This window comes from Kitasatospora sp. CB02891, assembly GCF_002803145.1.
GTDB lineage: Bacteria > Actinomycetota > Actinomycetes > Streptomycetales > Streptomycetaceae > Kitasatospora > Kitasatospora griseola.
On record NZ_NNBO01000004.1, the window covers coordinates 385,984 to 412,384 of the forward strand.

23 protein-coding genes are annotated in these 26,401 nt (G+C 73.9%); 17 read left to right on the forward strand and 6 right to left on the reverse strand.

The window, feature by feature from the left end; all coding sequences use genetic code 11:
• Positions 1-303: 303 nt before the first annotated feature.
• The 3 genes from CG736_RS12600 to CG736_RS12605 all read right to left on the reverse strand — a co-directional run bounded on the left by CG736_RS12600 (position 304) and on the right by CG736_RS12605 (position 4,303).
• Positions 304-1,620: a helix-turn-helix domain-containing protein gene (locus CG736_RS12600; protein WP_100586274.1), complete on the reverse strand. Its 1,317-nt coding sequence runs from the start codon at positions 1,618-1,620 to the stop codon at positions 304-306.
• 354 nt (positions 1,621-1,974) lie between these two features.
• Positions 1,975-2,151, reverse strand: a complete 177-nt coding sequence (locus CG736_RS36140; RefSeq protein WP_157815548.1) for a hypothetical protein — start codon at positions 2,149-2,151, stop codon at positions 1,975-1,977.
• A 355-nt stretch (positions 2,152-2,506) separates the two neighbouring features.
• Entirely contained in the window at positions 2,507-4,303 is a 1,797-nt protein-coding gene (locus CG736_RS12605) for a zinc-ribbon domain-containing protein (RefSeq protein ID WP_198520467.1), read from the reverse strand.
• Positions 4,304-4,808: 505 nt separating this feature from the next.
• Here CG736_RS12605 and CG736_RS12610 point away from each other — a divergent pair.
• Complete coding sequence (locus CG736_RS12610; RefSeq protein ID WP_100586275.1) at positions 4,809-5,264, forward strand: VOC family protein; 456 nt, start codon at positions 4,809-4,811, stop codon at positions 5,262-5,264.
• A 136-nt stretch (positions 5,265-5,400) separates the two neighbouring features.
• Here CG736_RS12610 and CG736_RS12615 read toward each other — a convergent pair whose 3' ends face one another.
• Positions 5,401-6,135 (reverse strand): FadR/GntR family transcriptional regulator, encoded by a 735-nt coding sequence (locus tag CG736_RS12615; protein ID WP_100586276.1) that lies wholly within the window; start codon positions 6,133-6,135, stop codon positions 5,401-5,403.
• Between the two features lie 54 nt (positions 6,136-6,189).
• Between CG736_RS12615 and CG736_RS12620 the strand changes: the two genes are divergently transcribed.
• The 4 genes from CG736_RS12620 (at position 6,190) to CG736_RS12635 (ending at position 11,426) form a co-directional block, all read left to right on the forward strand.
• Positions 6,190-6,966 (forward strand): gamma-glutamyl-gamma-aminobutyrate hydrolase family protein, encoded by a 777-nt coding sequence (locus CG736_RS12620; protein WP_100586277.1) that lies wholly within the window; start codon positions 6,190-6,192, stop codon positions 6,964-6,966.
• Positions 6,963-8,396 carry an amino acid permease gene (locus CG736_RS12625; RefSeq protein WP_100586278.1) on the forward strand — a complete coding sequence of 478 codons (1,434 nt, stop codon included), beginning with the start codon at positions 6,963-6,965 and terminating at the stop codon, positions 8,394-8,396. Before CG736_RS12620 ends, CG736_RS12625 begins: the two co-directional genes overlap by 4 nt.
• A 175-nt stretch (positions 8,397-8,571) precedes the next feature.
• Positions 8,572-10,104, forward strand: a complete 1,533-nt coding sequence (locus CG736_RS12630; RefSeq protein WP_100586279.1) for an NAD(P)/FAD-dependent oxidoreductase — start codon at positions 8,572-8,574, stop codon at positions 10,102-10,104.
• Entirely contained in the window at positions 10,104-11,426 is a 1,323-nt protein-coding gene (locus tag CG736_RS12635; RefSeq protein WP_100586280.1) for a glutamate-cysteine ligase family protein, read from the forward strand. Before CG736_RS12630 ends, CG736_RS12635 begins: the two co-directional genes overlap by 1 nt.
• 2 nt (positions 11,427-11,428) lie before the next feature.
• On the opposite strand, the gene CG736_RS12640 is transcribed toward CG736_RS12635, so the two are convergent.
• The gene (locus tag CG736_RS12640) at positions 11,429-12,334 is read right to left on the reverse strand and encodes a RimK family alpha-L-glutamate ligase (RefSeq protein ID WP_157815549.1); all 906 of its coding nucleotides are present in this window, start codon (positions 12,332-12,334) and stop codon (positions 11,429-11,431) included.
• 297 nt (positions 12,335-12,631) lie between these two features.
• On the opposite strand from CG736_RS12640, the gene CG736_RS12645 reads away from it, so the two are divergent.
• The 3 genes from CG736_RS12645 (at position 12,632) to CG736_RS12655 (ending at position 16,577) form a co-directional block, all read left to right on the forward strand.
• The gene (locus CG736_RS12645) at positions 12,632-13,453 is read left to right on the forward strand and encodes a lipase family protein (RefSeq protein WP_100586282.1); all 822 of its coding nucleotides are present in this window, start codon (positions 12,632-12,634) and stop codon (positions 13,451-13,453) included.
• A gap of 250 nt (positions 13,454-13,703) precedes the next feature.
• Positions 13,704-14,843 (forward strand): DUF3103 family protein, encoded by a 1,140-nt coding sequence (locus CG736_RS12650; protein WP_100586283.1) that lies wholly within the window; start codon positions 13,704-13,706, stop codon positions 14,841-14,843.
• A gap of 204 nt (positions 14,844-15,047) precedes the next feature.
• Complete coding sequence (locus CG736_RS12655) at positions 15,048-16,577, forward strand: helix-turn-helix domain-containing protein (RefSeq protein WP_100586284.1); 1,530 nt, start codon at positions 15,048-15,050, stop codon at positions 16,575-16,577.
• 54 nt (positions 16,578-16,631) lie between these two features.
• Here the strand turns inward: CG736_RS12655 and CG736_RS12660 are convergent, their stop codons facing one another.
• Positions 16,632-17,510 (reverse strand): CPBP family intramembrane glutamic endopeptidase, encoded by an 879-nt coding sequence (locus tag CG736_RS12660; protein WP_100586285.1) that lies wholly within the window; start codon positions 17,508-17,510, stop codon positions 16,632-16,634.
• Between the two features lie 121 nt (positions 17,511-17,631).
• Between CG736_RS12660 and CG736_RS12665 the strand changes: the two genes are divergently transcribed.
• The 9 genes from CG736_RS12665 (at position 17,632) to CG736_RS12700 (ending at position 26,401) form a co-directional block, all read left to right on the forward strand.
• Positions 17,632-18,867 carry a histidine kinase gene (locus CG736_RS12665; protein ID WP_198520468.1) on the forward strand — a complete coding sequence of 412 codons (1,236 nt, stop codon included), beginning with the start codon at positions 17,632-17,634 and terminating at the stop codon, positions 18,865-18,867.
• Positions 18,855-19,517, forward strand: coding sequence for a response regulator transcription factor (locus tag CG736_RS12670; RefSeq protein ID WP_100586287.1), 663 nt, complete (start codon positions 18,855-18,857; stop codon positions 19,515-19,517). Before CG736_RS12665 ends, CG736_RS12670 begins: the two co-directional genes overlap by 13 nt.
• A 141-nt stretch (positions 19,518-19,658) precedes the next feature.
• The gene (locus tag CG736_RS38895; protein ID WP_198520469.1) at positions 19,659-19,883 is read left to right on the forward strand and encodes a hypothetical protein; all 225 of its coding nucleotides are present in this window, start codon (positions 19,659-19,661) and stop codon (positions 19,881-19,883) included.
• Between the two features lie 40 nt (positions 19,884-19,923).
• Positions 19,924-22,134 (forward strand): protein kinase, encoded by a 2,211-nt coding sequence (locus tag CG736_RS12680; protein ID WP_100586288.1) that lies wholly within the window; start codon positions 19,924-19,926, stop codon positions 22,132-22,134.
• A 2-nt stretch (positions 22,135-22,136) separates the two neighbouring features.
• Positions 22,137-24,389 carry a protein kinase gene (locus CG736_RS12685; protein WP_100586289.1) on the forward strand — a complete coding sequence of 751 codons (2,253 nt, stop codon included), beginning with the start codon at positions 22,137-22,139 and terminating at the stop codon, positions 24,387-24,389.
• A gap of 254 nt (positions 24,390-24,643) precedes the next feature.
• Positions 24,644-24,790: a hypothetical protein gene (locus CG736_RS36145; RefSeq protein WP_157815550.1), complete on the forward strand. Its 147-nt coding sequence runs from the start codon at positions 24,644-24,646 to the stop codon at positions 24,788-24,790.
• A gap of 5 nt (positions 24,791-24,795) precedes the next feature.
• Positions 24,796-25,092, forward strand: a complete 297-nt coding sequence (locus CG736_RS36150; RefSeq protein ID WP_157815551.1) for a hypothetical protein — start codon at positions 24,796-24,798, stop codon at positions 25,090-25,092.
• A gap of 108 nt (positions 25,093-25,200) precedes the next feature.
• Positions 25,201-25,650 (forward strand): DUF523 domain-containing protein, encoded by a 450-nt coding sequence (locus CG736_RS12695; protein ID WP_100586291.1) that lies wholly within the window; start codon positions 25,201-25,203, stop codon positions 25,648-25,650.
• Between the two features lie 112 nt (positions 25,651-25,762).
• Positions 25,763-26,401, forward strand: a complete 639-nt coding sequence (locus CG736_RS12700; protein ID WP_100586292.1) for a ClpP family protease — start codon at positions 25,763-25,765, stop codon at positions 26,399-26,401.

Genomic DNA, 26,401 nt, shown 5'->3' on the forward strand with positions numbered 1-26,401 from the left:
GACGGACGCATCCGGTGCGGTCGCCAAAGTCTGGGGCGGGCTTCGATCTGGTGGCGGTCGGAGAAGCCGAGCAGGGCGGGCACCGCCAAGTGCTGTGCGGCCCAGGAAACGGTCAGGAATGCACCGCGCCGGTCCCGATCTCGGACGGCGGCATACCGGGGACCGCCGGCAGCGGGCACGGAGGTGCTGATCGTTGGCATGAAGGGCCTTCGGCAGCGGGGCGGGGGTTTGACGTTCCCCAGTGAACCGCCGGAGCGAAGGTCGGATCCGTAGCCGCGTTACGAGCCGTAGCCCGGCTACGGGTCAGACGATCCGGATGCCGGCTCGGGCGGCGAAGTCCCGGACACCGGGCAGCTTTCGGTCGTGCCGCAGCAGGCCGGAGGCCAGGCCCCGGACAGCGCCTCGGTGGATTTCCTGGGGCGCGGCTTCCTCGGCCGCCAGCAGAGCCTTGAAGCACTGCTCGGGCTTGCCCCACTGGTCGAACGCACGGGCCACGTCAATGAAGAAGCGGGCCTGACGCTCGGCGGTCGGCAGCATGGTGGGGTCGATCGTGCGGGCCAGCGCGATCGCCCGGCCGGCGTCGCCGAGTTCGTAGTGCACCGACAACTCGTGCAGGGCGACACTCTGGACGCCGTCCGCCAGGCCGGTGACCCGGCCGGCAGCGGCGGCACTGTTGGCGGCCTCCCGGATCAGGGCGTGGGCGTACGGGCGGTCGCCGGTCTTCGCCGCGGTGTAGGCGGCAGTGGCGTACAGGTCGCCACGGACGGTCAAGCGGGCGGCCTCCGACACCGAGGTGTCGGCGAGGAGGCCCTCAGCCGCGACCACCACGATGTCGGTCGCCCGGGCCAGGTTTCCCTGGCGTCGCCAGGAACTGGAGACCATCCGCTGGGCTTCGGCGATCACCAGGGGGTCTCCCCCCAGGCGGGCGGCGGTCAGCGCGCGGTCAGCGGTGACCGCCACCAGGTTGTTGTCGCCGACCTTGATGCACAGCCGGACAGCGATGTTGTAGAGCTGGGCGACATTGCGAGCACGCTCCTCGGCCGTCCCGACCGACTGGGCAGCCGTGATCCGACCAGGCAGGGCACCGGCCAGGGTGTCGTACTGTGCTGCCTTGAACTCCGAGCGCGATCGCACCAGCGAAGTGGCGACGGATTCCACGGTCGGCTCACGTCGAGGTGCCGGAACCCGGCCCGTTCCGTACAGCAGGAGGTCTTCCAGACCGGCCAACGGCACGGCCGAATCCGCGTACGCGGTCTGCTGACCGACAGCCGGGGCGAGGAGGGCGGCAGCCGCCAGGGCCATGAACGGGCGGCGTCGCACATCGTCCTCCTCGTTGGCTGAAGTGCTCGTCAGCGTAGCCGAGGCGGGCTTCCGGGAGCGTGACCTCACGCGGTCGGAAGCCGGTTGCGGCAGGGCGATCAGCTCGGAGAGGTCGACGCCCAACACTTCGGCGATGCGCCGGAGAAGGGTCAGATCCTTGACCTGCTGCAGGTCCCGCTCGACCAGGGACATCCAGTCCTCACTGCGGCCGACCTCGATGGCAAGCCGCAGCTGCGTCCACCCCAACATCGATCGCCGGAGCGAGACGAATGCCCCGAACGACTTGCTGCCGTCCTCCACCGCAGGCCCCCGCGGATCGTGCCCAACCAGCTACAGGCAGCTACCGTACCGACGATCGGGGGGGCAGTGCAGCGCTTTCGGCGCGCAGCATGGAACCGTGGAACCGTCGAGCGCGCCACCCTGGTCCGGCACGATGAGTGATTCACGCACCAAGGATTGGGAAGTCCTTGTGGCTGCCGCACTGATCCGTAAAGCAGAGCCGTTGCGGCCCGGTACCCGTGTCGTCGGGTCCATGCCGGCAGTGGAGGTGGGACTCCGCAGGCCGCTCAGCACCATCAGGGTTGGGTCCACTTACCCCGCCGCCTGAACAGACCATTGCCGCCGGACGGGTGGGCTCCAATTCTCCCCACACCATCAGGTGCTGAACGTATGCGGCTGCTCATAGAAGATGGCGGGGACGTCCGGGGGAGCGATCAGGTAGCGGGTCGCGTCCTCGAAGTCGGGGTTCGGGGCCGGCGCGGTGGCCGCGGCGGCCCGGTTCTGCTCAACGATGTACGGAGTCGGCTCGATCGGCTCGACAAAGTCGGTCATTCGCGGCTCCCGGTTGGGTGAGCGGCTACTCAATGTGAGTGTCGGATCACGCTAGGAAACCGAACGATCGGTCGCAAGGCGGCGATCGAGCCAGCGCGGCGCAAACGGAACCCTTGACTCACCTTGTTCGAGCAGGAGTTGGGCCGTGTCCGGAGGTCTTGCCGGGGCCGTCACTGCTGGTGACCGTGCACGGACTGTGCTCGGTCGGTCGCGCGGGCGGGCCTGTGTGCGTTCGACTCCGTGGCTCGCGGAAATTCCTTCGGCCGCGTCCGGTCGGTGGCGTGGGCGTCGAGTGGACCGGCCCGGCCGTGCTGATCGTCGGTGAGCGGTGCAGGCCCGCCGGGTCCGAGTGGTCTCAACTCCGTTGGGTGGTGGCCCAGTTCTTCACCCGCTCGATGACCTCGTCGGGGCGTGGGGCGGTCGAGTGGACGGTGAACTCGGTGTAGTCGGGGTGGGTGACGGGCAGGGGTGGGAGGGGGTGTTCGCGGAGGCGGGCGACCAGGTGGCCGGCGGCGAGGAGGTCGAGGGACTTCTCGGTGTCGAGGGCGGCCTTGTCGGCGTGCCAGTAGGAGCCGTCGTACTCGATGGCGAGCGTGTGGCCGTCGGGGAGCGGGACGGTGATGTCGACGGACCAGGTGTTGCGTCGGGCGAACGCGTCGTGGCGTACGGTCCGGCCGGACGCGGCGTCGCCGAAGATGCGCTGGGCGGCCGCGTGGTGGGCCAGTTCGACCTGTGACTTGCCGTGTTCCTGGCACTCGGGGCAGCCGCTGCCGTTCGCCCGGGAGGCCAGGGGTGCGTGCCAGGTGTGACCGTCGGAGCAGGTCCAGGCGGGGACGAACGCGGTCTGCGCCGTCGGGCGCACCTGCCAGGCCGAGAGCGGGTTGGCGGGGGACCACTCGGCGGCGAGGTCCGGGAAGTGGAAGGCCAGCGAGTCGAGGATGGTGCGGCAGACCGGGCAGCGCAGCCGCTGCCCCTTGTCGCGCTGTTCGGGCGTCTCCTGCCACTCGTGGCCGCAGTTCGGGTCCTGCCACCACACGGTGCGGCGCGACCTGGGCGAGATCTTGGCCAGGCTGGTGCGGCCGTTGAGGTTCGGATGCCACTGGCCGGCGATCTCCGGGCTCAGCCGGAACGGGGCCGCCTCGACGGCCTCGATCTGCTGCCGGGCCTCGGCGGTCCTCCGGCTCCGGCAGGACGGGCAGCCCGAGTGCAGGTACCGCAGCGGGGACACCCGCGGGTGGTGGCCCTGCGGGCAGCGGAAGCGGCGCAGCGTGAGGTCGCCGGCGACGAACACCGAGCGCGGGTCCGCCTCGTCGGCCCACGCGTCGAGGAGTGCGGGGACGTCGGCGACCGGCGTCACCGCCAGGCGGGCCAGCTCGGCGTCCCGCTCGGCCCGGTGCGTCGGTTCGCAGGCCGGGCACTGCCGGCTGTGCAGCATGTGGCTGACCCGGGCGGTGAAGCGCAGGTCGCAGTCGGGGCAGCGCCAGGCGACCTCGCGGAGCGCGGTGAGGGTGACGGTCTCCCACTGCGCGGTGTCGTTGGCCTCGTGATCCCACCAGGCGAGGACCGGCAGGCCCGAGTCCTTGAGCAGGTCCCGCTGCTTCTCGCCCGGGGCGTTGGACGTCTGCCGGGCCCGGCTCGGGTTGGTCTGGCACCGGCAGCCGAAGGCGATGTCGCCCAGCCGTTCGGCGCTGATCCGCCCGCAGTACCGGCAGCGGACGTGGTGCGGGTCGTCCGCGAGCGACGGTTCGGTCAGCGCCGCCAGGTGGTCGTAGCCGTGCTGCTCCGCGTGGGCGCGCGCCTGCTCCACCGGGACGGGCGTCAGGTCCGCGTACGGGCCCTGGTTCTGCCGCGACTCGCGGGCCCACCCGCGCCAGTAGCAGGCCCGGCAGGCCGTCTCGCCCGCCCTGTTCCGGTCCAGCGAGTACTCGAACCGGTAGTGCGCCTCGCAGCCGCAGGTCAGGCACCTGGTCAGCCGCCAGGCCCTCGGCTTCTCGAACGGCTCCAGCGGCTCCAGGCCGTCGGCGCGCAGGATCGTGGTGATGTGGTCGTCGCACCAGGCGCCGCGTGCCCGCGTGCGGTACGCGGTGGGCTGCGAACAGCCGGGGTCCGTGCAGATCTGGACCGGCTTGCGGGGCGACGATATGGCACTCACCTGCGGATCTTCCCACAGGCACGGTGCGCGACGCCGATCCGGTGTTGACGGAGTGTTCACTCGCGCTCGCCGTTCTTCGGGGCACCGCAAACGACGACAAGGGGGGCCGAGTTGTCCGGACGTTCCGCATTCCCGGCCGCCGGCCGGCCGGCGGCGCTGCTGCTGGTCGGCGTCGCCGCCATCGCACCCGTGCTCGTCGCGCCCGGCCGCGCGAGACGGCGCGCAACTGCGACCGGCCCGATCCGCCGCCAATCTGCTTCGAGCCGCCGGACCTGGAGGAAGCGGCCGACACCGCTCACGGACGCGATGCCGATGTCCCGGATGCCCTTCTCCGACCAGGACCGGATGCTGGGGGCCTTGCGGTCTCCAGCGGCAGCGCGGTGCCCGTCCTCCCGGTCGCCGCCGTCCCCACGCCGGCCGGCAGTTCGCGCAGACCAGGTCCGCGTACACGCCGCTGGGCTGCTGAGCGGCCTGTCGCGTCAGACCCGTCTGGGAGGCTCCGGGGATGGAGATGACAGTGCAGTTGACGATCGACTGCTCCGATCCGCAGCGGATGGTGGCCTTCTGGGCCCGGGCCCTGGGCTATGTGCCCGAGCCCGCGCCCGACGGGTACGCCACGTGGCGCGCCTACTGGGAGGCGGTGGGGGTGCCCGCGGAGGAGTTGCCGGCCGGTGCCGGCGATGTTCCGGAGTCGATCGTCGATCCGACGGGTCGTGGACCGCGCGTGTGGTTCCAGCAGGTTCCGGAGCCGAAGACCGCCAAGAACCGGTGGCACTTCGACCTCAAGGTCGGTGGCGGACGTGACGTCCCGCTGGACGTCCGCGCGCGGCGGGTCAGGGATGCAGCGGACCGACTCGTCGAGGCCGGCGCCACCCTGGTGAAGATCAGGGACGACCCGGGCACGGGGCTGTACGCCGCGGCCATGCAGGACCCCGAGGGCAACGAGTTCGACATCGTCTGACGCGCGTGGCGACGGTGCCTGTCAGAGCCGCTCGTTCACGGCTGCGACAGGCACCGTCGCCACGCGGCGATCAGCGAACGGCGAACAGCGAACAGCGGGCGTCGGCCGGCCGGATTCCCTTGATCTCGGGGGGAGTTCAGGACTCGGTCGGCTCCTGGACGAAGGGGAGGCAGAGGTCCGCGGTGGCCGCCGCGTGGACGGCGAACTGCTTGCGGGCGCGGGCCGGGTCGCGGGCCTCGATCGCCCCGGCGAGGGCGCGGTGGCGCTGGGAGGGAGTGCTGCGCGACTCGGTGCCGCCGGGGTGGCCGGCGAGCAGCCGGGTCAGTTCGTGCTGGATGCCCTGCTCGGCCTCCAACAGCCGCCTGGAGCCGGAGAGTTCGGCGATGTACAGGTGCAGGCCGGCGTCCGCGGTGCGGTAGGCCTCGGCGTCGGCGACGACCGCGTCGGCGGCGTCCTCGAGTTCGCGCATCCGGGCCAGGCCCGCTTCGGAGGCGCGCAGCGCGGCCCGGGCCGAGGCCTCGCCGGAGACCGCGATCCGCCAGGCCGTCAGCTCCTCGATGTCGGCCCGGGTGTACGGGTGCAGGGCGGTGAGTTCGCCGATCCGGGTGAGGATGTCGGGGACCACGAAGGTGCCCGCGCCGCGGCCGCGCCGGGTCTCGATCAGGCCGTCCTCGCGGAGCACCGCCATGGAGTGGCGGACCGTCATCACGGCGACGCCGAACAGCTCGGCCAGGGTCTTCTCCGGCGGCAGGCGGTCACCCCCGACCAGGATCCGCGCGCCGATCAGCTCGCCGAGCCGACGAGCGATCGCTTCGGCCGCCCCCGCGGCACGCACCGGCTCGATGTGTTGGGTCCACCCCTTGCCATCCATGAAATCTATCTTCTAGATTTCGCATCTCATCCGCAAGCCGGCCATGGAGAGCTTATGAGCGTCACCGATCACCCGGAACCCCTCATCGGGATACCCGTCCGTCTCAGCGACGGCGACGCTCCTGGCGCCGACGTGCGCATCGGCGAGGCCAACGCGATCTTCGAGCAGGTCGTCGACCTGGTCCGGGCCGCCGGCGCCCGCCCCGTGCTGCTGCAGCCGGACGCCGAGGGCAACCCGTCGGACGCCGAGCTGGCCGAGTGCGTCGGCTTCGTGGTGCCCGGCGGCGGGGACGTCGACCCGGCCAAGTACGGTGAGGATGCGAACCACCCGTCGCTGTACGACGTCAACCCCGTGCAGGACCGGCTCGACGAGGCCGTGGTCCGGTACGCGCTGGACAACGGCCGCCCGATGCTCGGCATCTGCCGCGGCATGCAGCTGCTGAACATCGTCCGCGGCGGCACCCTGCACGTGGACATGGCGCCGACCGACGTCGCCCACAACCCGGAGCCCGGGATCGAGTGGGCCACCCACGAGGTCGTGCTGTCGGCCGACAGCGCGGTCGCCGAGGCGTTCGGCCGCGACCGGATCGCGGTGGCGTCCGGGCACCACCAGGCGGTGGACCGGGTCGGCGAGGGCCTCGTGGTGTCGGCCCGCGCCGACGACGGCTGCGTGGAGGCCGTCGAGCTGACCGGCGACGCGGACGCGGCCTGGACGGTCGGCGTCCAGTGGCACCCCGAGGCGCTGGAGCCCGTGGCGGCGCTGCGGCTGCCGCTGTTCCGCGCGCTGCTGAACCAGGTGGAGGCCCGGCACGGAGTGGAGCGGCGATCGTGAGCGACGTCAGAGAGAACACCGGGGCCCGGCTGGTCGAGGACGCCCACGACACGGCCGTCGCGGCCGGCGGGGCGCAGCTGTCGCGGAGCCTGCTCAGCCGCCACATGACCATGATCAGCATCGGCGGCGCGGTCGGCGCCGGGCTGTTCGTCGGCTCCGGCGTGAGCATCCAGCAGGCCGGTCCGGGCGTGCTGATCGCCTACGCGCTGACCGCCGTCATCGTCATCGTGGTGATGCGGATGCTCGCCGAGATGTCGGTGACCCGCCCCGACACCGGCGCCTTCGCGGTGTACGGCCGCCTGGCGTTCGGCCGCTGGGCCGGCTTCGCCAGCGGCTGGATCTACTGGGTCGGCTGGCCGCTCGGCATGTGCATCGAGTCGATCGCCGCCGGCCGGATCGTGCACGGCTGGATCCCCGCCGTGCCGGTCTGGCTGATCGCCGTGCTGATGCTCGCCGTGGTGACCGCCGTCAACCTCGGCTCCGTCCGCGCCTACGGCGAGATGGAGTTCTGGGTGGTCTGGGTGAAGGTCGCCGTGATCGCCCTGTTCATCGGCGTCGGCCTGGTCGCGGTGGCCGGACTGCTGCCCGGCACGCCCGCGCCCGGCACCGACAACCTGCTCGGTCAGGGCGGCTTCCTCCCGATGGGCGTCAGCGGGATCGTCATCGCCACCTCCGGCGCGATGTTCTCCTTCTCCGGCACCGAGATCGTCACCATCGCCGCCGGTGAGGCCGAGGACGCGGCCGCCGCGATCCGCAAGAGCACCCGCACCATCATGTGGCGGGTCACCGTGTTCTACCTCGGCTCGCTGTCCGTCGTGGTGCTGCTGCTCCCGTGGAACAGCGCGGCCGTCGGCGACAGCCCGTTCGCCGCCACCCTGGACCACCTCGGCATGCCCGGCGCGTCCACCGTGCTGAACGTGGTGCTGTTCGCGGCGATGCTCTCCACCATGAACTCCCAGGTCTACGCCAGCTCCCGGATGCTGTTCGCGCTGGCCCGCGACCGCGACGCGCCGTCGCTGTTCGCCCGGATCTCCCGCCGCGGCGCCCCGCACACGGCGATCCTGTTCACCTCCGCCCTGGCCGCGGTCTGCCTGGTGCTCGAAGTGGTCCACCCGACGGACGCCTTCGGCCGGCTCGTCGACATCACCGGCGACACCGTCTACGTCACCTGGATCGGCATCGCCGCCGCCCACCTGGTGCTCGGCCGCCAGGACCGCGCCGACGGCCGCCGCCCCGCCGAGGGCACCGCCGTCTGGCTGTTCCCCGGCCTCACCTGGGCCGTGCTGATCGCCCTGCTCGGCCTGTACGCCGTGATGATCGTCCTCGCCGACTCCCGCGTCGACGCCCTGCTGGCCCTGGCCCTCACCGTGGCCGTGTCCCTGGTCGGCCGGTGGCTCCAGCACAGGCAGGCGCCGTCCGCGAACCGATGACCCGACCGGCGGCCGAGGGGGGACGGCCGGTGGGGGGCCGGCCGCCGGGAGCCCCGGATGCGAACCGGGCGAGCCGGTGGGACGGTGTCGGGGAGGCGCGGCGAGATCCGGTCGACCCACGGGGGCGGGCGAGAGACCGGGGCGTCGCGCGGTTCGCGCACCGATAGGGGTCCCGATGTTCGACACCAGTTTTGCGTTCCCCCGCGCCCTGCTGACGCCGACCGCCGGCCCGGGCGGGCGGGTGGTCGTGATCGGGGCCGGCATCGCCGGCCTGGTGTGCGCGTACGAGCTGCAGCGGCGCGGCTTCGACGTGGCGGTGTACGAACGCGGCAACCGGCCCGGCGGGCGGATCCGCACCCACCGGTTCTGGGACGGCACGCACGCCGACCTCGGCGCGATGCGGATCCCCGCGAACCACCACTGCGTGCTGCACTACGTGAACAGGTTCCGGCTGGCCACCCGGCCCTTCGTCAACGCCAACCCGCAGGCCTACTACCACCTGCGCGGCAGCAAGGTCCGGGTGCACGAGGTCGCCGCGCTGTTCCCCGCTTTCGCGCTGCGCCCCGACGAGCGCCACGCCCCGTCCGCGCTGCTGGACCGGATCCTCGCCCCCGTCTGGCGGGCCCTCACCGTCGAACAGCAGCGCCGCGCCCTCGACGGCCGGTGGGACGACCCGGCGCTGGAGCGCGCCGCCTCGGTGTCGCTGTGGCAGTACGTCCACGAGCACCTCTCCCAGGACGCCTGGGACCTGTTCGGCCACGCCAGCGGCCTCGCCCACTACGAGCAGTCCTCGCTGCTGGAAGTCCTGGTCGACTACTTCGGCCTGTTCCACCGCGGCCAGGTCGAACTCGCCGACGGCATGGACGCCCTGGTGCACTCCTTCGTCCGGGCGCTGCGCCCCGGCACCCTGCGGCTGTCCACCCGGATCGACGAACTCGCGCTGCGCGCCGACGGCGTCCGGGTGCGCGGCAGGCGGATCGGCGGGCGGCTCGACGAGGACGCGGACTTCGTGGTCTGCTGCATCCCCGCCCCCGCGCTCGACCAGATCGCCGTCACCCCCGGCCTGCCGCACGCGCAGCGCCACGCCGTGCGCGGCATCAGCTACGCGTCCAGCGCCAAGACGGTGCTGCACGTGACCCACCGCCGCTGGGAGATCGAGGACGGCATCCACGGCGGCGGCAGCTTCACCGACCTGCCGATCCAGCAGTGCTGGTACCCGTCCGACAACGCGGTGCGCTCCGACGGCGGCGTCAACGGCTCCGGCACCCCCCGCTGGGACGCCCGCGACCGGCTGCGCTCCGCCGAACCCGCCGCGCTGCTCGGCGCCTACCTGTGGGGCGCCAACGCGCGCCGGTTCGCCGCGCTGGAACAGGCCGACCGGGAGGCGCTGGTGCTGGAGTGCCTGGAGAAGCTGCACCCCGGCATCACCGGCGACGTCGACGACATCGTGCACTGCAACTGGGACGTGCAGACCGGCATGGGCGGCGGCGCGTTCGCCCACCTCACCCCCGGCGAGCACACCCGCTACCTGTCGGTGCTCGGCGCGCCGCACCCGGCGCACCGGCCGCGGATCTTCTTCGCCGGCGAGCACCTGTCCGGCGCGCACGCCTGGTGCCAGGGCGCCGCGCAGTCCGCGCTCGGCGCCGTCGGCGCGCTGCTGGACCACGCCCGGCAGGCCCGCACCGCCGCCCCGGTGAGCGCCCCGTGATGGACCGGGCGCAGCTGCTCGCCCCGCTGACGCCCGCCCCGGGCGGCGCCGAACAGGTCGGCGTCGAGGTCGAGTGCGGCCTGCTCGACCCGGTCACCGGAATCGGTGCCCGCTACTCGGGCCCGCGCGGCGTACGCGCCGTGCTGGAGGCGGTACTTCGGCACTGGGGCGGCGAACCCGAGCAGGACGGCGACTGCCTGACGGGCGTCCGGCTGCCCGACGGCAGCACCGTCACGCTGGAGCACGGCGGGCAGATCGAGTACTCCTCCACCCCCGGGCCCGGCGTCGGCAAGACCATGGACGACGTCCGGGCCGCGCTGGCCCGGCTCGCCGACCTGGCGGCCGGCTTCGACCTGGCCCTCGTCCCCGGCGGCAACCTGCCGTTCGGCCGGCTCGCCGACGTCGAATGGGTGCCGATGTCACGGGGCGCGCTGATGCGCCAGTACTTCGCCGACCTCGGCCCGGCCGGGGCCCGCGCCCCGCACGTGATGGCGCTGTCGCTCTCCACCCAGGCCACCCTCGACTTCCTCGACCCCGCCGACTTCACCCGGAAGCTGCGGATGCAGACCGCCGTCGCCCCCGTGGTCTCCGCCCTGCTCGTCAACTCCCCCCTGCACGAGGGCCGTCCGTGCGGGCTGCTGTCCCACCGCAGCTGGGCCTGGCTGCGGATGGACCCGCGCCGGGCCGGCCTGCTGCCCCCCGGACTGCGGCCCGACGTCGGCGCCGAGGACGTCGTCGACTGGGCGCTCGGCATCCCGCTGATCCACTACCGCACCCGCGACGGCCGCCACCACCGCGCCCCCGAGGGCAGCTTCGCCGAACTGCTCGGCCACGGCCTCGACGACGCCCCGCGGCGCTGGGCCGCCCACCTCGACCAGCTGTGGACCGACACCCGGGTGCGCCGCACCCTGGAACTGCGCGGCGCCGACGGCCCGCCCCACCCCCACCTCTCCGCGCTGCCCGCACTCTGGACCGGGCTCGCCTACCACCGCGAATCCTGCGACGCCGCCTGGGAGTTGACCGGCCGTCACAGCGCCGCCGAGCACCGCGCCGCGCGCGCCGGACTCCCCGTCCGCGGCCTCGACACCCGCCTCGGCGACACCCCGGTCCGCCCGCTGGCCGCCGAACTGCTGCGCCTCGCCCGGGCCGGCCTGGACGCCCGGGTCGCCGCCGGACTCGAACCCCCGCACGTGCCCGGCCTGCTCGACCCGCTGGACGAGATCGTCGCCACCGGCCGCACCTTCGCCGAACAGACCCTGGCGCGCTGGGACGGCGAACTGCGCCGCGATCCGGCCCGCTACGTGGCGCTGTACCGGATCTGACGCTACGTCAACCTGCTTGCGCAGGCGGCGATCAGGGCGTCGGTCACCTGCGTGACCCGCGCGCCCCAGCGGACGTTGGCGTTCACCTCGCACAGGGTGAAGGCGCCGTCCTCCTCGAAGAGCAGGTCGACGCCCGCGAGCACCAGGCCGACCTGCTCGGCGGCCCGCACCGCCAGCTGCTCCGCCACCGGGAAGCGGCCCGGGCACGGCTCGACGGTGCCGCCGAGCGAAACGTTCGACTGCATCAGGCCGTTGGCGGAACTGCGCAGCCCGACGGCCACCGCGCGGCCCTCGACCACGATCACCCGCAGGTCGCGGCCGTGCGAGTGCCGCACGTAGCGCTGGAACAGGAACGGCACGTCGGGACGCAGACAGCCCTGGACATCGGCCACCATCGCCGCGTCCCGCGCCAGGAACACCTGGTGGCCGCCGCTGCCGCGCACCGCCTTCACCACGCACGGCTCGGGGATCCCGGCCGCCACCGCTAGGTCCGGCCGGGTGTCGGTGTAGGTGCGGGTGTCGGGGACGGGCAGGCCTGCCCCGGCGAGCGCCTGAAGCTGCCAGAACTTGTTGACGCAGGTCAGGATCGCCTCCGGCGGGTTGATCAACTGCGTTCCCATCGCCTGGAGTTGCCGCAGCAGGGTGATCTCCCGGTCGGTGCTCAACGGGGTCATCGCCAGGCGCACCACGGCCGCCCGGGGCGGCGTGATCGGACGCCCCGCCAGATCGTGCAGGGTCAGCTTCCCGCCCGTCACGCCCAGCAGCACCCGATCGGTCGACACCACCGCGAACCGCGACCCGAACGCCGCGGCGAAATCCCGGGCCAGCCGTTTCGCCACCGGGGACTCCCGGACGGCGGGGCCGAGCAACAGCCACAACTCGGCCTCGGGCAGGGGCTCTTCGGCCACGGAACGGTCTCCTCGGATCGACGGGTGCACGGGCGGCACCATCATCTGCGCCCGGAGCGCCCCCGGTACAGCCACCGCGCCGACCGTGCGCACCGGGGCCGGTCCGGCCGATCGCGCCGATCCGACAGGACCGACCGGACCGGCCCCAGGGGGCGCGACCGCCGACGGAGTGCGCCCACTGCGCCCCCCAGCGCCCGCGTGTCCGGCCCCGGGTTGTCGGGCGGCGACCGCCGGTGCGACGCACGATGGCGGCCACCCTTTTCGTTCGTCTGCTCACCGAGGAAGGACCCACCGCCCGTGGCCGTTCCCACCACGCTCGACCACACCGTCACCGACTACAGCCTCCCGCACGCCTACTGGCTGGCGCGCGCCTCCGACCTGGCCTACCAGGACGACGCCACCGTCGAGCAGCAGACCCGCGACTGGGGCTTCCCGACGGTCCGGCACCACGTCACCGCGTTCACCCCGCCGTTCCCGCTCCAGGACACCCAGGCGTACACGGCGGCCAGCGACCGGATGATCATCACGGCGTTCCGCGGCACCGAGCCCAAGGAGATCCGCGACTGGCTCTCCGACGGCACCACCCCGCCCTGGCCCGGGCCGGCCGCCACCGGCTACGTGCACTACGGCTTCGCCGAGGCACTGGAGTCGATCTTCCCGACCGTCAAGGACGCCGTCGCCGAACTCCGCACCAACGGGCAGACCGTCTGGTTCACCGGGCACAGCCTCGGCGGCGCGCTCGCCATGCTGGCCGCGGCCCGGCTGCTCCTGGAGGCCCCCGAACTCCGGGCCGACGGCGTGATCACCTTCGGCCAGCCCCGGACCTGCGACCGACTGCTGGCCGCCGCCTACAACAAGGGCCTCAAGGACCGGAGCCACCGCTTCGTCAACAACAACGACATCGTGCCCCAACTGCCGCCGGAACCGGCCTTCACCCACGTCGACGTCCTGCGCTGGATCGACTCCTCGGGCCGGATCCACGAGAAGGGCGCCGGCCCGGTGGGCGACCTCGCCAACCGGGCGAAAGGCCTGGCGGCCGACGCGTTCTCGCCCACCGGCGACGGGATCCGGGACCACTTCATGCGGAACTACCTGGCGGCGATCGAGAAGAACCTGTGACCCCCGGTCGCGCTCTCCCTGCTTTCGCGCTCGCTCGGGAGATTTTGAGCAGACACGGTCACGATTTGGCACAGACATTACGGACACTTCATGACCGGTCGTACTGGACGGTCACACGAGGTCTATTCGCGTAGACGCCCGATACCCCACCATGGTGCCGCTCCAGGAACCATCACGTCGGACCCGATCCGGGTCCGGCGTCCATGGCCTGCCCGGGATCCGGGCGGCCACCACAGGTGGAGGCTCCCCCATGTTCTCCCTGCACTCTGCACAGCGGTTCCGTGCGGTGCTGACCGGTGTCGCGCTGACCGGTCTCGCCGTCACCGCCGCCCCGGGCCTCGCGTCCGCGGCCCCCGCGTCCGCCCCCTCGCGGCACGCGACCCGGGTCTCGGCGGTGGACGCCATCGAGGACGGCGCGGCGCGCTCCCTCGCCCTCTCGCTCGGTGACCCGGCCTGGCGGCACCAGGTCGCCGGCGCCCTGTCCCAGGGCAAGGCCGTCGATCTGCGCGGTCTGACCGCCGGTTCGGCCACCAAGGGCGCGGCCGGTCTCGGCGCGCACCTCGCGAAGGCGGACCGTCAGGTCGCCGACGCCAAGGGCCTCGGCGCGGACACCGGTTCGCTGCTCCAGGCCCGCCTGGTCGGCGCCGCGGTCGACGGCGTGGAGCCGCTGGTGGCGTCCTCGCCGTCGGACGACAACGCCACCGCGGTGGTCGCGTACGACAGCACCGGCAAGGCGTACGACCTGGCCGCGGACCACGCCCCCGACCGTCCGGTCATCCTGGTGGACGTGGACACCGACAAGGCCACCGAGGCCGGGATGAAGGTGCTGCGGCAGGAGCTGGCCGCCGCGGGCCTGCAGGCCCCGGTGAGCGCGCCGGTGAACACCGCCGCGGCCGCCGCCGGCTTCTGGACCACCCGGGTCACCGCCGTGACGGTCAAGGACGTCAAGGAGCCCTGGTTCAAGGGCGCCGCGGAGATCTTCGACCTGGTCACCGGCTTCGGCCTGGACGGCAAGGTGCGGGTCGACACCGTGACCATGCCGTACCTGGACGACGCCAACAAGACGTACTACCCGAACCAGATCCTGGTGAACTGGTCGCTGTACAAGTACAACCTGGCCGACGTCGTGATGATGGAGGACGACGGCGACACCAACTACTCCTCGCTGGCCAAGGCGCTGGCGGCGGTGCTGCTGACCATCACCGACCAGGGCGCGTACATCCCGCTGGTCAACGCGGTCATCGACGCGATGCCGTCGTCCTGGTGGACCGACGACCCGGACTACGTCGAGTCCTGGTACACCCTGGCCACCACCACGACCGGCACCCGCACCGGCGCCTCGGGCAACGGGACGATGACCTTCGACCGGTACTGGGTGTCCGCACTCTGACGGACCGACGGGAATGAGCCGGGCGCCGGCAGGAGTTGTCGCTCCCGCCGGCGCTCCGGAGTTTTTGGGCCCCGGGGCCCGGAGATGGTGTGATTCCGACGCCGACTCCGGACGGGCCGGCCCGAGGGAGGAAGTCCGCTGTCCGCCGAGCTCCCCGCCGAGCCGCTGACCGCCGCCGACCGTGCGGAGTGCTGGCACCAGGCGGTGGCCAGTGCGTTCGTGCCGATGGCGGTGGAGTTCCTGGAGGACGAGCCGCCGCCGGGGACGATCGTCGGCCACCGGCTCGGCCAGGTGCGGATCCTGCAGGTCAAGGCCGGGCCGCAGATGGTGACCCGGACCAGGCAGCTGATCGCCCGGGAGGACGCCGGGTCGCTGATCCTGACGCTCCAGCAGCGCGGCACCTCGCTCAAGGAGCAGGACGGGCGGGAGACGTCGATCCGGCCCGGGGAGTTCTCGATCACCGACGCGTCCCGGGTGTTCCGCAAGCGCGTCGACGAGGACTTCACGTTCACGTCCTTCCACTTCCCGCGCGCCGAACTGGACGTCCACGAGCGGGACCTGCGAGCGCTGACCGCCACCACCTTCGGCCCCGGCGAGGGCAGCGCGGCGCTGGTGGCGACCTACCTGGCCGGGATGGCCCGGGAGGCGCCGGCGCTGGACGAGGCGGTCGGGCGGCGGGCCGCGGCGACCGCGCTCGACCTGCTGGCGCTGCTGATCGACGACCGCTGCGGGCGGGAGCGGCCGAAGGGCCTGCACGGCGCCGCCTCGCTGGAGCGGGTCAAGGACCACATCCGGCGCAACCTCGGCGACCCGGACCTGTCGCCGGAGACCATCGCCCGGGCGCACCACATCTCGCTGCGCCACCTGCACCGGCTGTTCGAGGACGAGGAGACGACGGTGAGCCGGCTGATCCTGCGGTCCCGGCTGGACGCGTCCGCCCAGGACCTGTCCCGGCCCGGCCCGTCGGTCGCGGCGGTCGCCCAGCACTGGGGATTCGGCAGCCCGGCGCACTTCAGCCGGGCCTTCCGCGCCGCGTACGGCGTCTCGCCGAGCCAGTGGCGGGCGCAGCACACCGCGGGCCGAGCGGGCCCCCGGGCCGGGCGGCGCCAAACCGGTTCGGCATCGAACTCGGTTGCGGGTAACGTGAATTGTGTCCGGTTTCGATCCCGGACCACACCGCCTCGGAGAGGATGCGTTCCCCGCATGACACCCGATCACCTCGCCGTCCAGCTCGCCGACCCGATCCAGCGCCGGGTGTTCTCGGCGGTCGCCCTGGGTGCGACGACCTCCGCCGAGGTCCTCGCCGTCTCGGGGCTCGCCGCACCGGACGCCGCCCCCGCCATCGGGCGGCTGGTCCGGGCCGGCCTGCTCGTCCAGGGCCGCGGCACGGTGGCCCTGAACGAGGACGCCCTCGCCGCCGCCGCGGACGCCGCCGCCCGTCGCGTCGCGGACGAGGCGGCGAAGGAGCAGCCCGACCCGCGGCTGCGCGGCCGGATCCGCGGCGGCGTCCTTGTGGACCTGCCCGAGGAGGACCAGGAGGCCCGCCGCGCGGTGCTCGGGCACCTCGCCGGGGCCACCTTCGCGCCGGGCGAGGTGTACGACGAGCGGACGGTCACCGACCGCCTGCGGCCGTGGTGCGAGGGCGGTCCGGTGGACGCGGTCGCACTGCGCCGCGCCCTGGTCGACGACGGGCTGCTGGCCCGCGGGTCCGGCCGCTACCGGCTGAACCCCTGAGGGCCGACCGCGGTGTGGTCCGGGCCGCCGACGTCGGTCGGCGGCCCGGATCCGTCAGGAAGCGCGGTCGTGGGATCCGCTCGGCTCCGGGGCGGCGCCGGCCGTGCCCCGCCGGCGGTGGACCAGCCAGGCGCCCAGGACGGCGAGGGCGGTGATCGGCCAGGTGGAGATGCTGAGCGGCCCGGCGAACAGCGGGTCGACGAGGCGGTCGGAGACCTCGCGGGTCAGCGGCAGCGCGAACTCGTTGAGCGAGACGTGCGCCGCGACGGCCGCCCAGACCGAGCCGGTGGACAGCCGGACGGTGGCGATGACGGTGCCGAGCAGCATTGCGGTGACCACGGCGACGGGTATGCCCAGCAGGACCGAGTGGCCGGGGTAGCTTCCGCCGAGCGCGGTCATCGGGACGTGCCAGGCTCCCCAGATCGCGCCGCCGATCAGCAGGCCGCGAGTCCTGCCGTGGTGCAGCAGCCGCGGCAACAGGTAGCCCTGCCAGCCGAGTTCCTCGCCGAAGTACAGCGGAAGCGACACCAGCGCGCTCAGCACGAGCGGAGCGATCGTGCCCGGACCGGGCAGGTGCGCGGGGCTGTACCGGCCGGCCAGTGCGGCCACCGCCAGGCCGGCGGCGGTGAGGCCGAGCGGGATCGTCAACGCGACTGCCACGGAACGGAGTTCGTGCCGCCACGGGGTGGCCCTGGCGAGCCCGAGGATTCGGGCGGCCCCGCGCAGGCCGTGGCGGCGCGCGGTGAGGCCGAAGGCGGTCAGCGCCGGCACCAGCATCATCAGGATCGTGCACGCCGCCGCGAGCGGCGGCGTGCCCTGCGCGGCGCTGGTCCGGCGGAGGCCGTCGAGCCAGAGCGGCACCATGGCGAGCCACGCCCCGACGAAGCTGATCGAGAGGAACGGGAGGAGGCCGGAGGGCGGGTTCGGTTTCATGACCGGGACGCTACGAACCGGGCGCCGGTCGGGACGATCGTGCAGGCTCGTCGATCGATGGTGTAGCTGGCTCCACTGCGCCGGGGGACCCGGACGGGAAAGACTGGCCACCGTGAACAGGTTGTCGAAAACGCGTGCGGTGGCCGCCCGTTCGGCGCGTGCCACCGGCTACTGCGCGGCCCTCCTCGGCCGCGGACTGGCACTGATCGTGCTGGTGCCCGCGCTCGTCTACTCGTCCGTGCTCTGCCTGGTCGGCCCGGGCCTGCTCGTCCTGCCGTACGAGCTCCGGCTGTTGCGCCGCCTGGCCGACGTCGATCGGGTGCGGCTCGGCCGGTGGGCGGCGGCGCCGGTGGCGGCGGCCGGGCCGCACGGGAAAAGGCGCCTGATGACGATGCTGGCGGACCCGGCGACCGGTCGGGACCTGCGCTGGGCGCCCGGCGCGATGGTGGCCGGCACCGTGCTCGGGATCGTCGGCGTGGCGCTGTTCCTGTTCCCCGTGGCCGTGCTCGTGCTCGCGGGCCTGTGGTGGCTGTTCCCCGCGGACGAGCCGATCCGGCTGATCCTGAACGTCCCGATCCGCAGTTGGTGGTCCGTGCTCGGCGTCGGGGTGCCCCAGTTCCTGCTGAGCGTGCTGCTCGCCCTGTTCGGGCCGCCCCTGGTGGCCGGGCTCGCCGCGTCGGTGAGCCGGTGGCTGCTCGCCCCCTCGGCCGCCGCGGTCCTCGCCGAACGCGTGGCGACGCTGGACCGCACGCGCACCGGGGCGATCGACGCGCACGGCAGCGAACTGCGCCGTATCGAGCGGGACCTGCACGACGGCACCCAGGCCCGGCTGGTCTCCCTCGCCATGCAACTCGGCCTCGCCGAGCGGACGTTCGGCTCCGACCCGGCGGCCGTGGGTCCGCTGCTCACCCGGGCGCGACAGGGCGCGGAGGAGGCGATGGCCGAGCTCCGCGACGTGCTGCGCTCCGTCTACCCGCCGATCCTCGCCGACCGCGGCCTGGCCGGCGCGGTCGCGGCGGTCGTCGCCCGCTGCCCCGTCCCCGCCACCCTCGACGTCGGCGAACTCGGCGAGGTGCCGGCGCGGATCGAGGTCGCCGTGTACTTCGCCGTCACCGAGGCGCTCACCAACGCGACCAAGCACAGCCGCGCCGCATCCGTGTCGGTCACCCTGACCAGGACCGGCGCCGCCGTCCGCGCGGAGATCGCCGACGACGGCCGGGGCGGGGCCGCCGAGGGCGGCGGCACCGGGCTGCGCGGCATGCGGCAGCGCGTCGAGGCGGTGGACGGCGTCCTGCTGGTGCAGAGCCCGCCCGGCGGGCCCACCGTGATCACCGTGGAGTGCCCGTGCGCATCCTGATCGCCGAGGACAACGCGCTGCTCGCGCAAGGCCTGTCCGCGCTGCTGGACGCGCTGGGCCACCAGGTGCTCGGCACGGTCGGGGACGCCGAGTCCTTCGTCACGGCCGCCGTCGCCCACCGGCCGGACGTGTCCGTGGTCGACGTCCGCCTCCCGCCGTCCTTCACCGACGAGGGCGTCAGGGCCGCGCTGCGCGCCAGGGAGCACGTCCCCGGTCTGCCGATCCTGGTGCTCTCCCAGTACGTCGAGGACACCTACGCCAGGGAGCTGCTCGCCGACGGCGCCGGCGTCGGCTACCTGCTCAAGGACCGGGTCGCCCGCATCGACGACTTCCTGGAGGCGCTGCACCGGGTCGCCGCCGGCGGCACCGCGCTGGACCCGGACGTCGTCCGGCAGCTGTTCGCGACGCACGGCAACCCGCTGTCCCGGCTCACCGAACGCGAACGCGAGGTGCTCGCGATGATGGCCCAGGGGTACGGGAACTCCGAGATCGCCGCTCGGCTCGTGGTCACCGAACGGGCCGTGCACAAGCACGTCGGGAACATCTTCGGGAAGCTCGACCTCCCCCCGGAGGATAGCGGTGACCGGCGGGTCCTCGCGGTGCTCACCTATCTCGGCGCGCCCCAGCGGCCGTCCGGGCGGGCGAGGTGACGCACCGTCGAGCCCTCGGCGGGCAACGGTGCGCGGATCGGCCGAGGGGAGTGCGCCCGGGGGAGAACGGGACGGGCGCGGACTTCCTGGCCTGAGGTCGTCCCGCTGTCCGAACTCCCCCTTGATCCGAAGGACTTGACCATGACCGAGAACAACACGCCCACCGTCGTGCTGGTGCACGGCGCCTTCGCGGACGCCTCCGGCTTCGGCCGGCTGATCCCCGAACTGCTCGCCGACGGACCGGAGAACCGGGTCGAGGCCGTGCTCCTCGCCCACCGGGCCGACCCGGCACGATGCGGCGTCAGGGGATTCGGGCAGGTGAGGATTCGGTGTGATCGGCTGCCGTGCCCCCGTCGCAGACCGTAGGGTTCGGAACCGCGCACCCGACGGGGGAAGGGACGGGCAGGTGCAACCACTCGACGGGATGGATCCGCGGCAGGTCGGGCCGTACACGCTGGTGGGCCGGCTCGGGGCCGGCGGCATGGGCGCGGTCTACCTGGGGCGCTCGGCCGGCGGCCGGGCCGTCGCGGTCAAGGTGGTTCGGCCGGAGCTCGCCGAGGACACCGGGTTCCGGCAGCGGTTCCGGCAGGAGGTGGCGGCCGCCCGGCGGGTCTCCGGCGCGTTCACCGCGCCCGTGGTGGACGCCGACCCGGAGGCCGCGCTGCCGTGGATGGCCACCGCGTTCGTTCCCGGCCTGTCGCTGCGGCAGGCCGTCGAGCGGTACGGCCCGCTGCCCGTCGCCACCGTCCGCACGCTGGCCGCCGGACTCGCCGAGGCGCTCGCCGAGGTGCACCGCGCGGGGCTGATCCACCGCGACCTGAAGCCCGGCAACGTGCTGCTCGCGCTGGACGGGCCGCACGTCATCGACTTCGGCATCTCCCGGGCCGCCGACGCCGAAGGGCTGACCACCACCGGCGCGGTGATCGGCTCCGCGCCGTACATGTCCCCCGAACAGGCCCTCGGCGAGCCGCTCACCCCCGCCGGCGACGTGTTCTCGCTCGCCTCCACCGTGGCGTACGCGGCCCTCGGTCGGAACCTGTTCGGCGAAGGGGCCGGGGCGGCCGTGCTGTTCCGGATCGTCAACACCGAACCCGACCTCGGCGAGCTGCCCGCCGACCTGCGCACCCTGGTCGCCGCCTGCCTCGCCAAGAACCCCGCCCACCGGCCGACGCCCCGTCAACTCGTCGCCCACGTCGCCCTGGCCGGGCACCCCGCCGACCCCGACGGCTGGCTGCCGCCCGCCGTCGCCACCGAGGTGCGGGCCGTCCGCGCCGTGCTCACCGCGCCGCCCGCACCACCCCCGATGCCCGCGCACGCGCCCGAGCCCGCACCCGCGCCGGTCGACCGGCCGCCGCCGTCGCACGGGCCGCGCCGCCGGACGCTGCTCGCCCTCGGCGGGGGCGTCCTCGCCGCCGGTGCGGCCGGCTCCGCCTACGCGCTGATCGACCGGGGCCGCGGCACACCGTCCGGCAGGCAGGCCGCCCCGCCGGTGCGGCCGAGCGCGGACGTCCCCGAGGCCGTCCCGCTCTGGCAGAACCGGCAGGTCACCCTGCCGTGCGTCCAACTGCTGTCGCTGGACGCCGCGGTGGTCGGCATCACGACCCGGCAGACCTGGGCGGTCGTCGACGACGGCAAGCCGAAGTGGACGCTGGACGACACCGCGGCGGGCGTCACCTTCGCCCTCGACCCGCTCCAGCCGCACCCCGTCGCCGCCTTCGACGGCCACCGCATCCAGCTGGCCGGAATGGGCGGCGCCGCCGCCCCGGGCGGCCTGGCGACCGTCCTGCTCGCCATCGACCCGGGCGACGGCAAGGTCGACGGCAGGGTCACGCTCGACCAGCCGCAGGCGACCGGCGTGACGCGCTTCGCGGGGATCCGCGGCGGCATCGCGTACGTGGTCGGCGTGGGCCAGGGCAGGCACCAGGGCGGCAGCAACGTGTGGGCGGTCGACCTGGCCGGGCGGCGCACCGCCTGGTTCCACGGCGAGGACCTGCTGCTGCTGGAAGCCGCCCTGCTGCCCGGCGGCGACCGGATCCTGGTCTCCAGCGCCGACCGCCTCAAGGCCGTCGACGCCACCGGCGCCGTCGCCTGGACGGCCGGCCTGCAGTCCTTCGGCATCGCCGCCGGCGGGGGCTGGTTCCTCACCCCCGACAAGGACGGCGCCCTCACCGCCCTGGACCCCGTCACCGGCAAACCCGCCTGGTCCGCCCCCGGCATCGCCGGCCCCCGCGTCACCGGCAGCGCCTTCGCGCACGGCCCCGACGACAGCCTGCTGCACTGCCTGTGGACCGACAGCGACGGCGGCTACTCCGTCGGCGCCCTCGACCTGGGGAGCGGCGCCCCGCGCTGGCGGACCCCGCTGCCGCCCGACGGCCCCGGCACCGGCGCCGGCGCGTACGGCGCCGACCTGCTGTACGCCGACGACACCCTCTACCGGATCGGCCGCGACGCGGTGGTCTGGGCCCTCGACCCCGCCACCGGCCGGGCCCGCTGGAAGTACTCCGGCCTCAAGGGCGCCGACCCGGCGACGCTGACCTGGACGGCCGGCGCGGGACGGCTGTGCATCGCCGCCCAACGCCCGACGATCCTCACCGCCCTGCCCGCGAAGGGACACTGACGATGCATCCGCTCGGCCCCACCGACCCCGCCCAGGTCGGCCCCTACCTGCTGCTCGGCCGACTCGGCGCGGGCGGCATGGGCGCCGTCTACCTCGGCCGGTCGGCCGGCGGCCGCACCGTCGCGGTCAAGCTGATCCGGCCCGAACTCGCCGACGACCAGCGGTTCCGGGCCCGCTTCCGGCGCGAGGTCTCGGCCGCCCGCACCGCGTCCTCCGCGTTCACCGCCCCCGTCGTGGACGCCGACCCGGACGCGCCGCTGCCCTGGCTCGCCACCGCGTACATCCCCGGCATCCCGCTCGACGAGGCCGTCCGCCTGGTCGGCCCGTTCCCCGAACCGGTGCTGCGGATCCTCGCCGCCGGCATCGCCGAGGAACTCGCCGCCATCCACGCCGCCGGGCTGGTCCACCGGGACATCAAGCCCAGCAACGTGCTGCTCGCCCTGGACGGCCCGCACGTCATCGACTTCGGCATCGCCCGCGCCGCCGACGACAGCGTCCTCACCGCCGAGGGCGCCGTCCTCGGCACCCCCTCGTTCCTGTCGCCCGAGCAGGCCCTGGCCCGGCCGATCGTCCCTGCCTCCGACGTCTTCTCGCTCGGCGCGACCCTGGTGCACGCCGCGACCGGCGCGGGCCCGTTCGGCGGCGGCCACCCCGTCGAGGTGGTCCGCCGGGTCGCCGCGGAGGAACCCGACCTCGCCGCCGTCCCCGCCGGGCTGCGCCTGCTGATCGCGGCCTGCCTCGCCAAGGACCCCGCCGACCGGCCGACGCCCCGTCAACTCGTGGACTCCCAGCGGCTCGCACCGCAGCCGCCCGGGGCGTGGCTGCACCCCGCGCTGCTCGCCGCCGTCGAACGCTCCGCGGCCGTGCTGGCGCCCACACTGCCCCCGCCGCCGGTCGCACCCACGGTGGAGCTGCCGCCCGACCTCCCGCAGCCGGAGCCGAAGCGCCCCGCGCGGCGGACCCTGCTCTACGGGCTGGCCGGCGGCGCGGCGGCGCTGGCCGGCGGCGGGACGGCGGCGTACCTGACGTTCGGCCGGACGCCCGACAAGTCCGCCGGCGCGCAACGGAGTTCGGCATCGGCGCCCGATCCCACCGACCCGGACCGCCCGCTCGGCACCACCAACATCGCCGCCGCGCTGTGGACGGTGCCCGTGCCCGACCCGCTCAACCAGATCGTCGCGGACGGCGAGAGCATCCTGACCGTCGACGCCAAGAGCCTCCGCGGCTTCGACCGCGACGGCAAACCCCGCTGGGAACCGAAGACCTCCCAGGGCGCCGTGCCGGCCCCGACGCTCGGCCTGGTCGCCGCCGCCGGCGGCAAGGGCTACTACGTCAGCTGGGAACGGGTCGGCGCGACCGTCGTCGGCATCCGCACCTCGCTCAAGGCGATCGACCTGGCCACCGGCGAAGTCGCCTGGTCGTTCGCCCGGCCCGGACTGAGCGCCACCACCGGCGCGGTCGCCGGCGTGCTGGACGGCGCCGTCTACGTCCAGGGCCTCGGCTCCTCCGCCTCGGCCGGGGGCCAGTTGATGTTCCTGTGGGCGGTGGACACGGCCACCCACGACCTCCGCTGGGAACAGCGGTTCCCGTTCTCCGGAGTGGGCAGCGGACGCCTCGCCGTCCCCACCGCCGGAACCCGCCTGCTCTGGCAGCGGACCGACATGTCCAACGGCAAGTCCACCCTGCAGGGCCTCGACACCACGAACGCCGGCCTCTCCGCCTGGCAGCAGAACCCGCCCGGCGCCACCCTCGGCGCCGGAGCCCTCCTCCAGCCCTTCACCGACGGTCCGCACACCTCCGCCGGCGGCCGCCTGCTCTACCTCGCCGACCGGGTCTACGCCCTCGACCCGGCGGACGGGACGGTGGCGTGGAAGTCCGATGCCGCCATGACCTACCAGGCGGTGGTGGCGAACGCCGACGCCACGACCGTCTTCGCCGTGGCCGTGGACTACAAGACCCTCACCGTCAGGGTCCAGGCCCTGGACGCGAGCAACGGCGCCGTCCGCTGGGCCGGCACCCTGCCCGTCGGCGCCCTGGCCACCAACCTGGCCGCCCAGTTCGCCGACGACACCCTCTACCTCTGGATCCACGGCAAGGTCTGGGCCCTCGACCCCGGCACCGGCGTCGCCCGCTGGACCTACGACTTCCTGGCCCCCAGCCTCACCCTCACCGTCCCCTTCTGGGCCGGCGGCGGCCGCGTCTACGGCCCCACCGAGCAGGGCCTGACAGCGGTCGCGGCCACCGGCAAGGCGTAGCCCGGCCCGCTGCGGGCGGGGGTCGGAGCCGGCTCTGCCGCACGCCCTTTAATGGCATGCCCATGACTTGCTGTCCGGTCTCGGACAGTCCGAATGGCGACACCCCGACGACCTTCCGGGCCGCTCCGGAACCCGCGAAGCTATTGATCGCCGCCAGGGAAACCGACCGGGCGGCGAACCGGAGCGAGCGTCAACCGCGGGACGCCGAACCGGAGTCCGTCCACCTGTCACTGCCGTTGAGGGGAACCACCGACATGCTCACTCGTCTCGCCAAGGCCGCCGCGGTCGCCGCCCTCGCGCTCACCGCCCTGATCGCCGCCCCGGCCGCGGTCACCGCCCTCACCTCCGACGCCCCGGCCGGCACCGTGACCGTCGCCGACGGCAGCCTCGGCTGGGGCTGACCCCCTTGGACCTCGTCCACGCCAGCCTGCGGCGCAGAGAACCCGGCCCCGCCTCGCCGGACGAGGCGCACGAGACGGTCGGCATCCTCTGGGCCCACGCCCTCCCCGGCGACGCGCTCCAGCACATCACGGCCCGCAGCGAGACCGACCGGCTCGACCTCCTGCTCTACCTGCGGACCCGCGACCCCGCCGACGCCCGGCCGGCGGCCGTCCACGCCGCGCACACCCTGATCCGCCGCGGCCACCAGGCATCGCCCGTGCTGGCCCGTCGCTACTTCGCGCCGGAGCCGGTCACCGACTGACCTCCCGCCGTCGGCACGCCGGACCCCCGGGGTTCGCGTCCTCCGCGCACCGGCCGCCGGGGGTTCGCGCAGGTCAGGGTCGATGTGCGGCCCCGGTAGCCTGGGCGGGTGGAAGCGATTCTGGTCAGTGCGTGTCTGCGCGGGGTGCCGTGCCGGTTCGACGGGCGGGACAAGGCGTCGCCCGCCCTCGCGGAGCTGCTCGACGGGCGGCGGGCGGTGTCGTTCTGCCCGGAGGTGGCGGGCGGGCTGGCCACCCCGCGACGGCCGGCGGAGCTGATCGGCGGCGACGGGCACGACGTGCTGGACGGCGCCGCGCGGGTGGTGGACGACGCCGGGCACGACGTCACGGCGGAGTTCGTCACGGGTGCCGAACGCGCGCTGCTCGCCGCGCAGCGGGCGGGTTGCACGGAGGCGGTGCTGATGCCCCGCAGCCCCTCGTGCGGCCGGGGCGCCGTGTACGACGGCTCGTTCGCGGGCGCGCTGGTGCCGGGCGACGGCGTGACGGCGGCCCTGCTGGAACGCAACGGGATCACCGTCCGTCCGGCACCGGGTGTCTGACCGGGCGCTCTGCCGGTGGCGAATCTGCGGCGGGCAGAGAACCGGCTGACGGGGGTCGTTCGGGGTGAACAGTGGAGTGGAAGACGCACTCCCGCTCCGACGAGGAGACCCGATGACACCGTTCAGCACCCGCCAACCCCGTGCGGAGGACGGCGACACGCCGCCCAGCCGCTTCGACGACCACCTCGCGGCGCAGTTGCTCGCGCAGCGGATCGTCCTGCTCGGCACCCAGGTCGACGAGGTGTCGGCGAACCGGGTGTGCGCGCAGCTGCTGCTGCTCTCCGCGGAGGACCCGCGCACCGACATCAGCCTGTACGTCAACAGCCCGGGCGGGTCGGTGACGGCGGGCCTGGCGATCTACGACACCATGCGGCTGATCCCGAACGACGTCTCCACGCTGGCGATGGGATTCGCCGCCAGCATGGGGCAGTTCCTGCTGACCGTGGGCACGGCGGGCAAGCGGTTCGCGCTGCCGAACGCGCGGATCATGATGCACCAGCCGTCGGCGGGCATCGGCGGCACCGCCTCGGACATCGCGATCCAGGCGGAGAACCTGGAGTACACCAAGCGGGCGATCGAGCGGATCACCGCCGCGCACACCGGGCAGAGCGAGGAGACCATCGCCCGCGACGGCGACCGGGACCGCTGGTTCACGGCCGAACAGGCCAAGGAGTACGGGATGGTGGACCAGGTGGTGGAGTCGCTGGCCGACATCCGCCCGGCCGCCAACCGCCGACGGATGGGGCTGTAG

Excerpts from the sequence above, each read along its gene's own strand:
- CG736_RS36140 (WP_157815548.1), bottom strand. The coding sequence starts at position 2,151 with ATGACCGACTTTGTCGAGCCGATCGAGCCGACTCCGTACATCGTTGAG.
- CG736_RS12610 (WP_100586275.1), top strand. The coding sequence starts at position 4,809 with ATGGAGATGACAGTGCAGTTGACGATCGACTGCTCCGATCCGCAGCGG.
- CG736_RS12615 (WP_100586276.1), bottom strand. The coding sequence starts at position 6,135 with ATGGATGGCAAGGGGTGGACCCAACACATCGAGCCGGTGCGTGCCGCG.
- CG736_RS12620 (WP_100586277.1), top strand. The coding sequence starts at position 6,190 with ATGAGCGTCACCGATCACCCGGAACCCCTCATCGGGATACCCGTCCGT.
- CG736_RS12630 (WP_100586279.1), top strand. The coding sequence starts at position 8,572 with ATGTTCGACACCAGTTTTGCGTTCCCCCGCGCCCTGCTGACGCCGACC.
- CG736_RS12635 (WP_100586280.1), top strand. The coding sequence starts at position 10,104 with ATGGACCGGGCGCAGCTGCTCGCCCCGCTGACGCCCGCCCCGGGCGGC.
- CG736_RS12650 (WP_100586283.1), top strand. The coding sequence starts at position 13,704 with ATGTTCTCCCTGCACTCTGCACAGCGGTTCCGTGCGGTGCTGACCGGT.
- CG736_RS12660 (WP_100586285.1), bottom strand. The coding sequence starts at position 17,510 with ATGAAACCGAACCCGCCCTCCGGCCTCCTCCCGTTCCTCTCGATCAGC.
- CG736_RS38895 (WP_198520469.1), top strand. The coding sequence starts at position 19,659 with ATGACCGAGAACAACACGCCCACCGTCGTGCTGGTGCACGGCGCCTTC.
- CG736_RS12685 (WP_100586289.1), top strand. The coding sequence starts at position 22,137 with ATGCATCCGCTCGGCCCCACCGACCCCGCCCAGGTCGGCCCCTACCTG.
- CG736_RS36145 (WP_157815550.1), top strand. The coding sequence starts at position 24,644 with ATGCTCACTCGTCTCGCCAAGGCCGCCGCGGTCGCCGCCCTCGCGCTC.
- CG736_RS12700 (WP_100586292.1), top strand. The coding sequence starts at position 25,763 with ATGACACCGTTCAGCACCCGCCAACCCCGTGCGGAGGACGGCGACACG.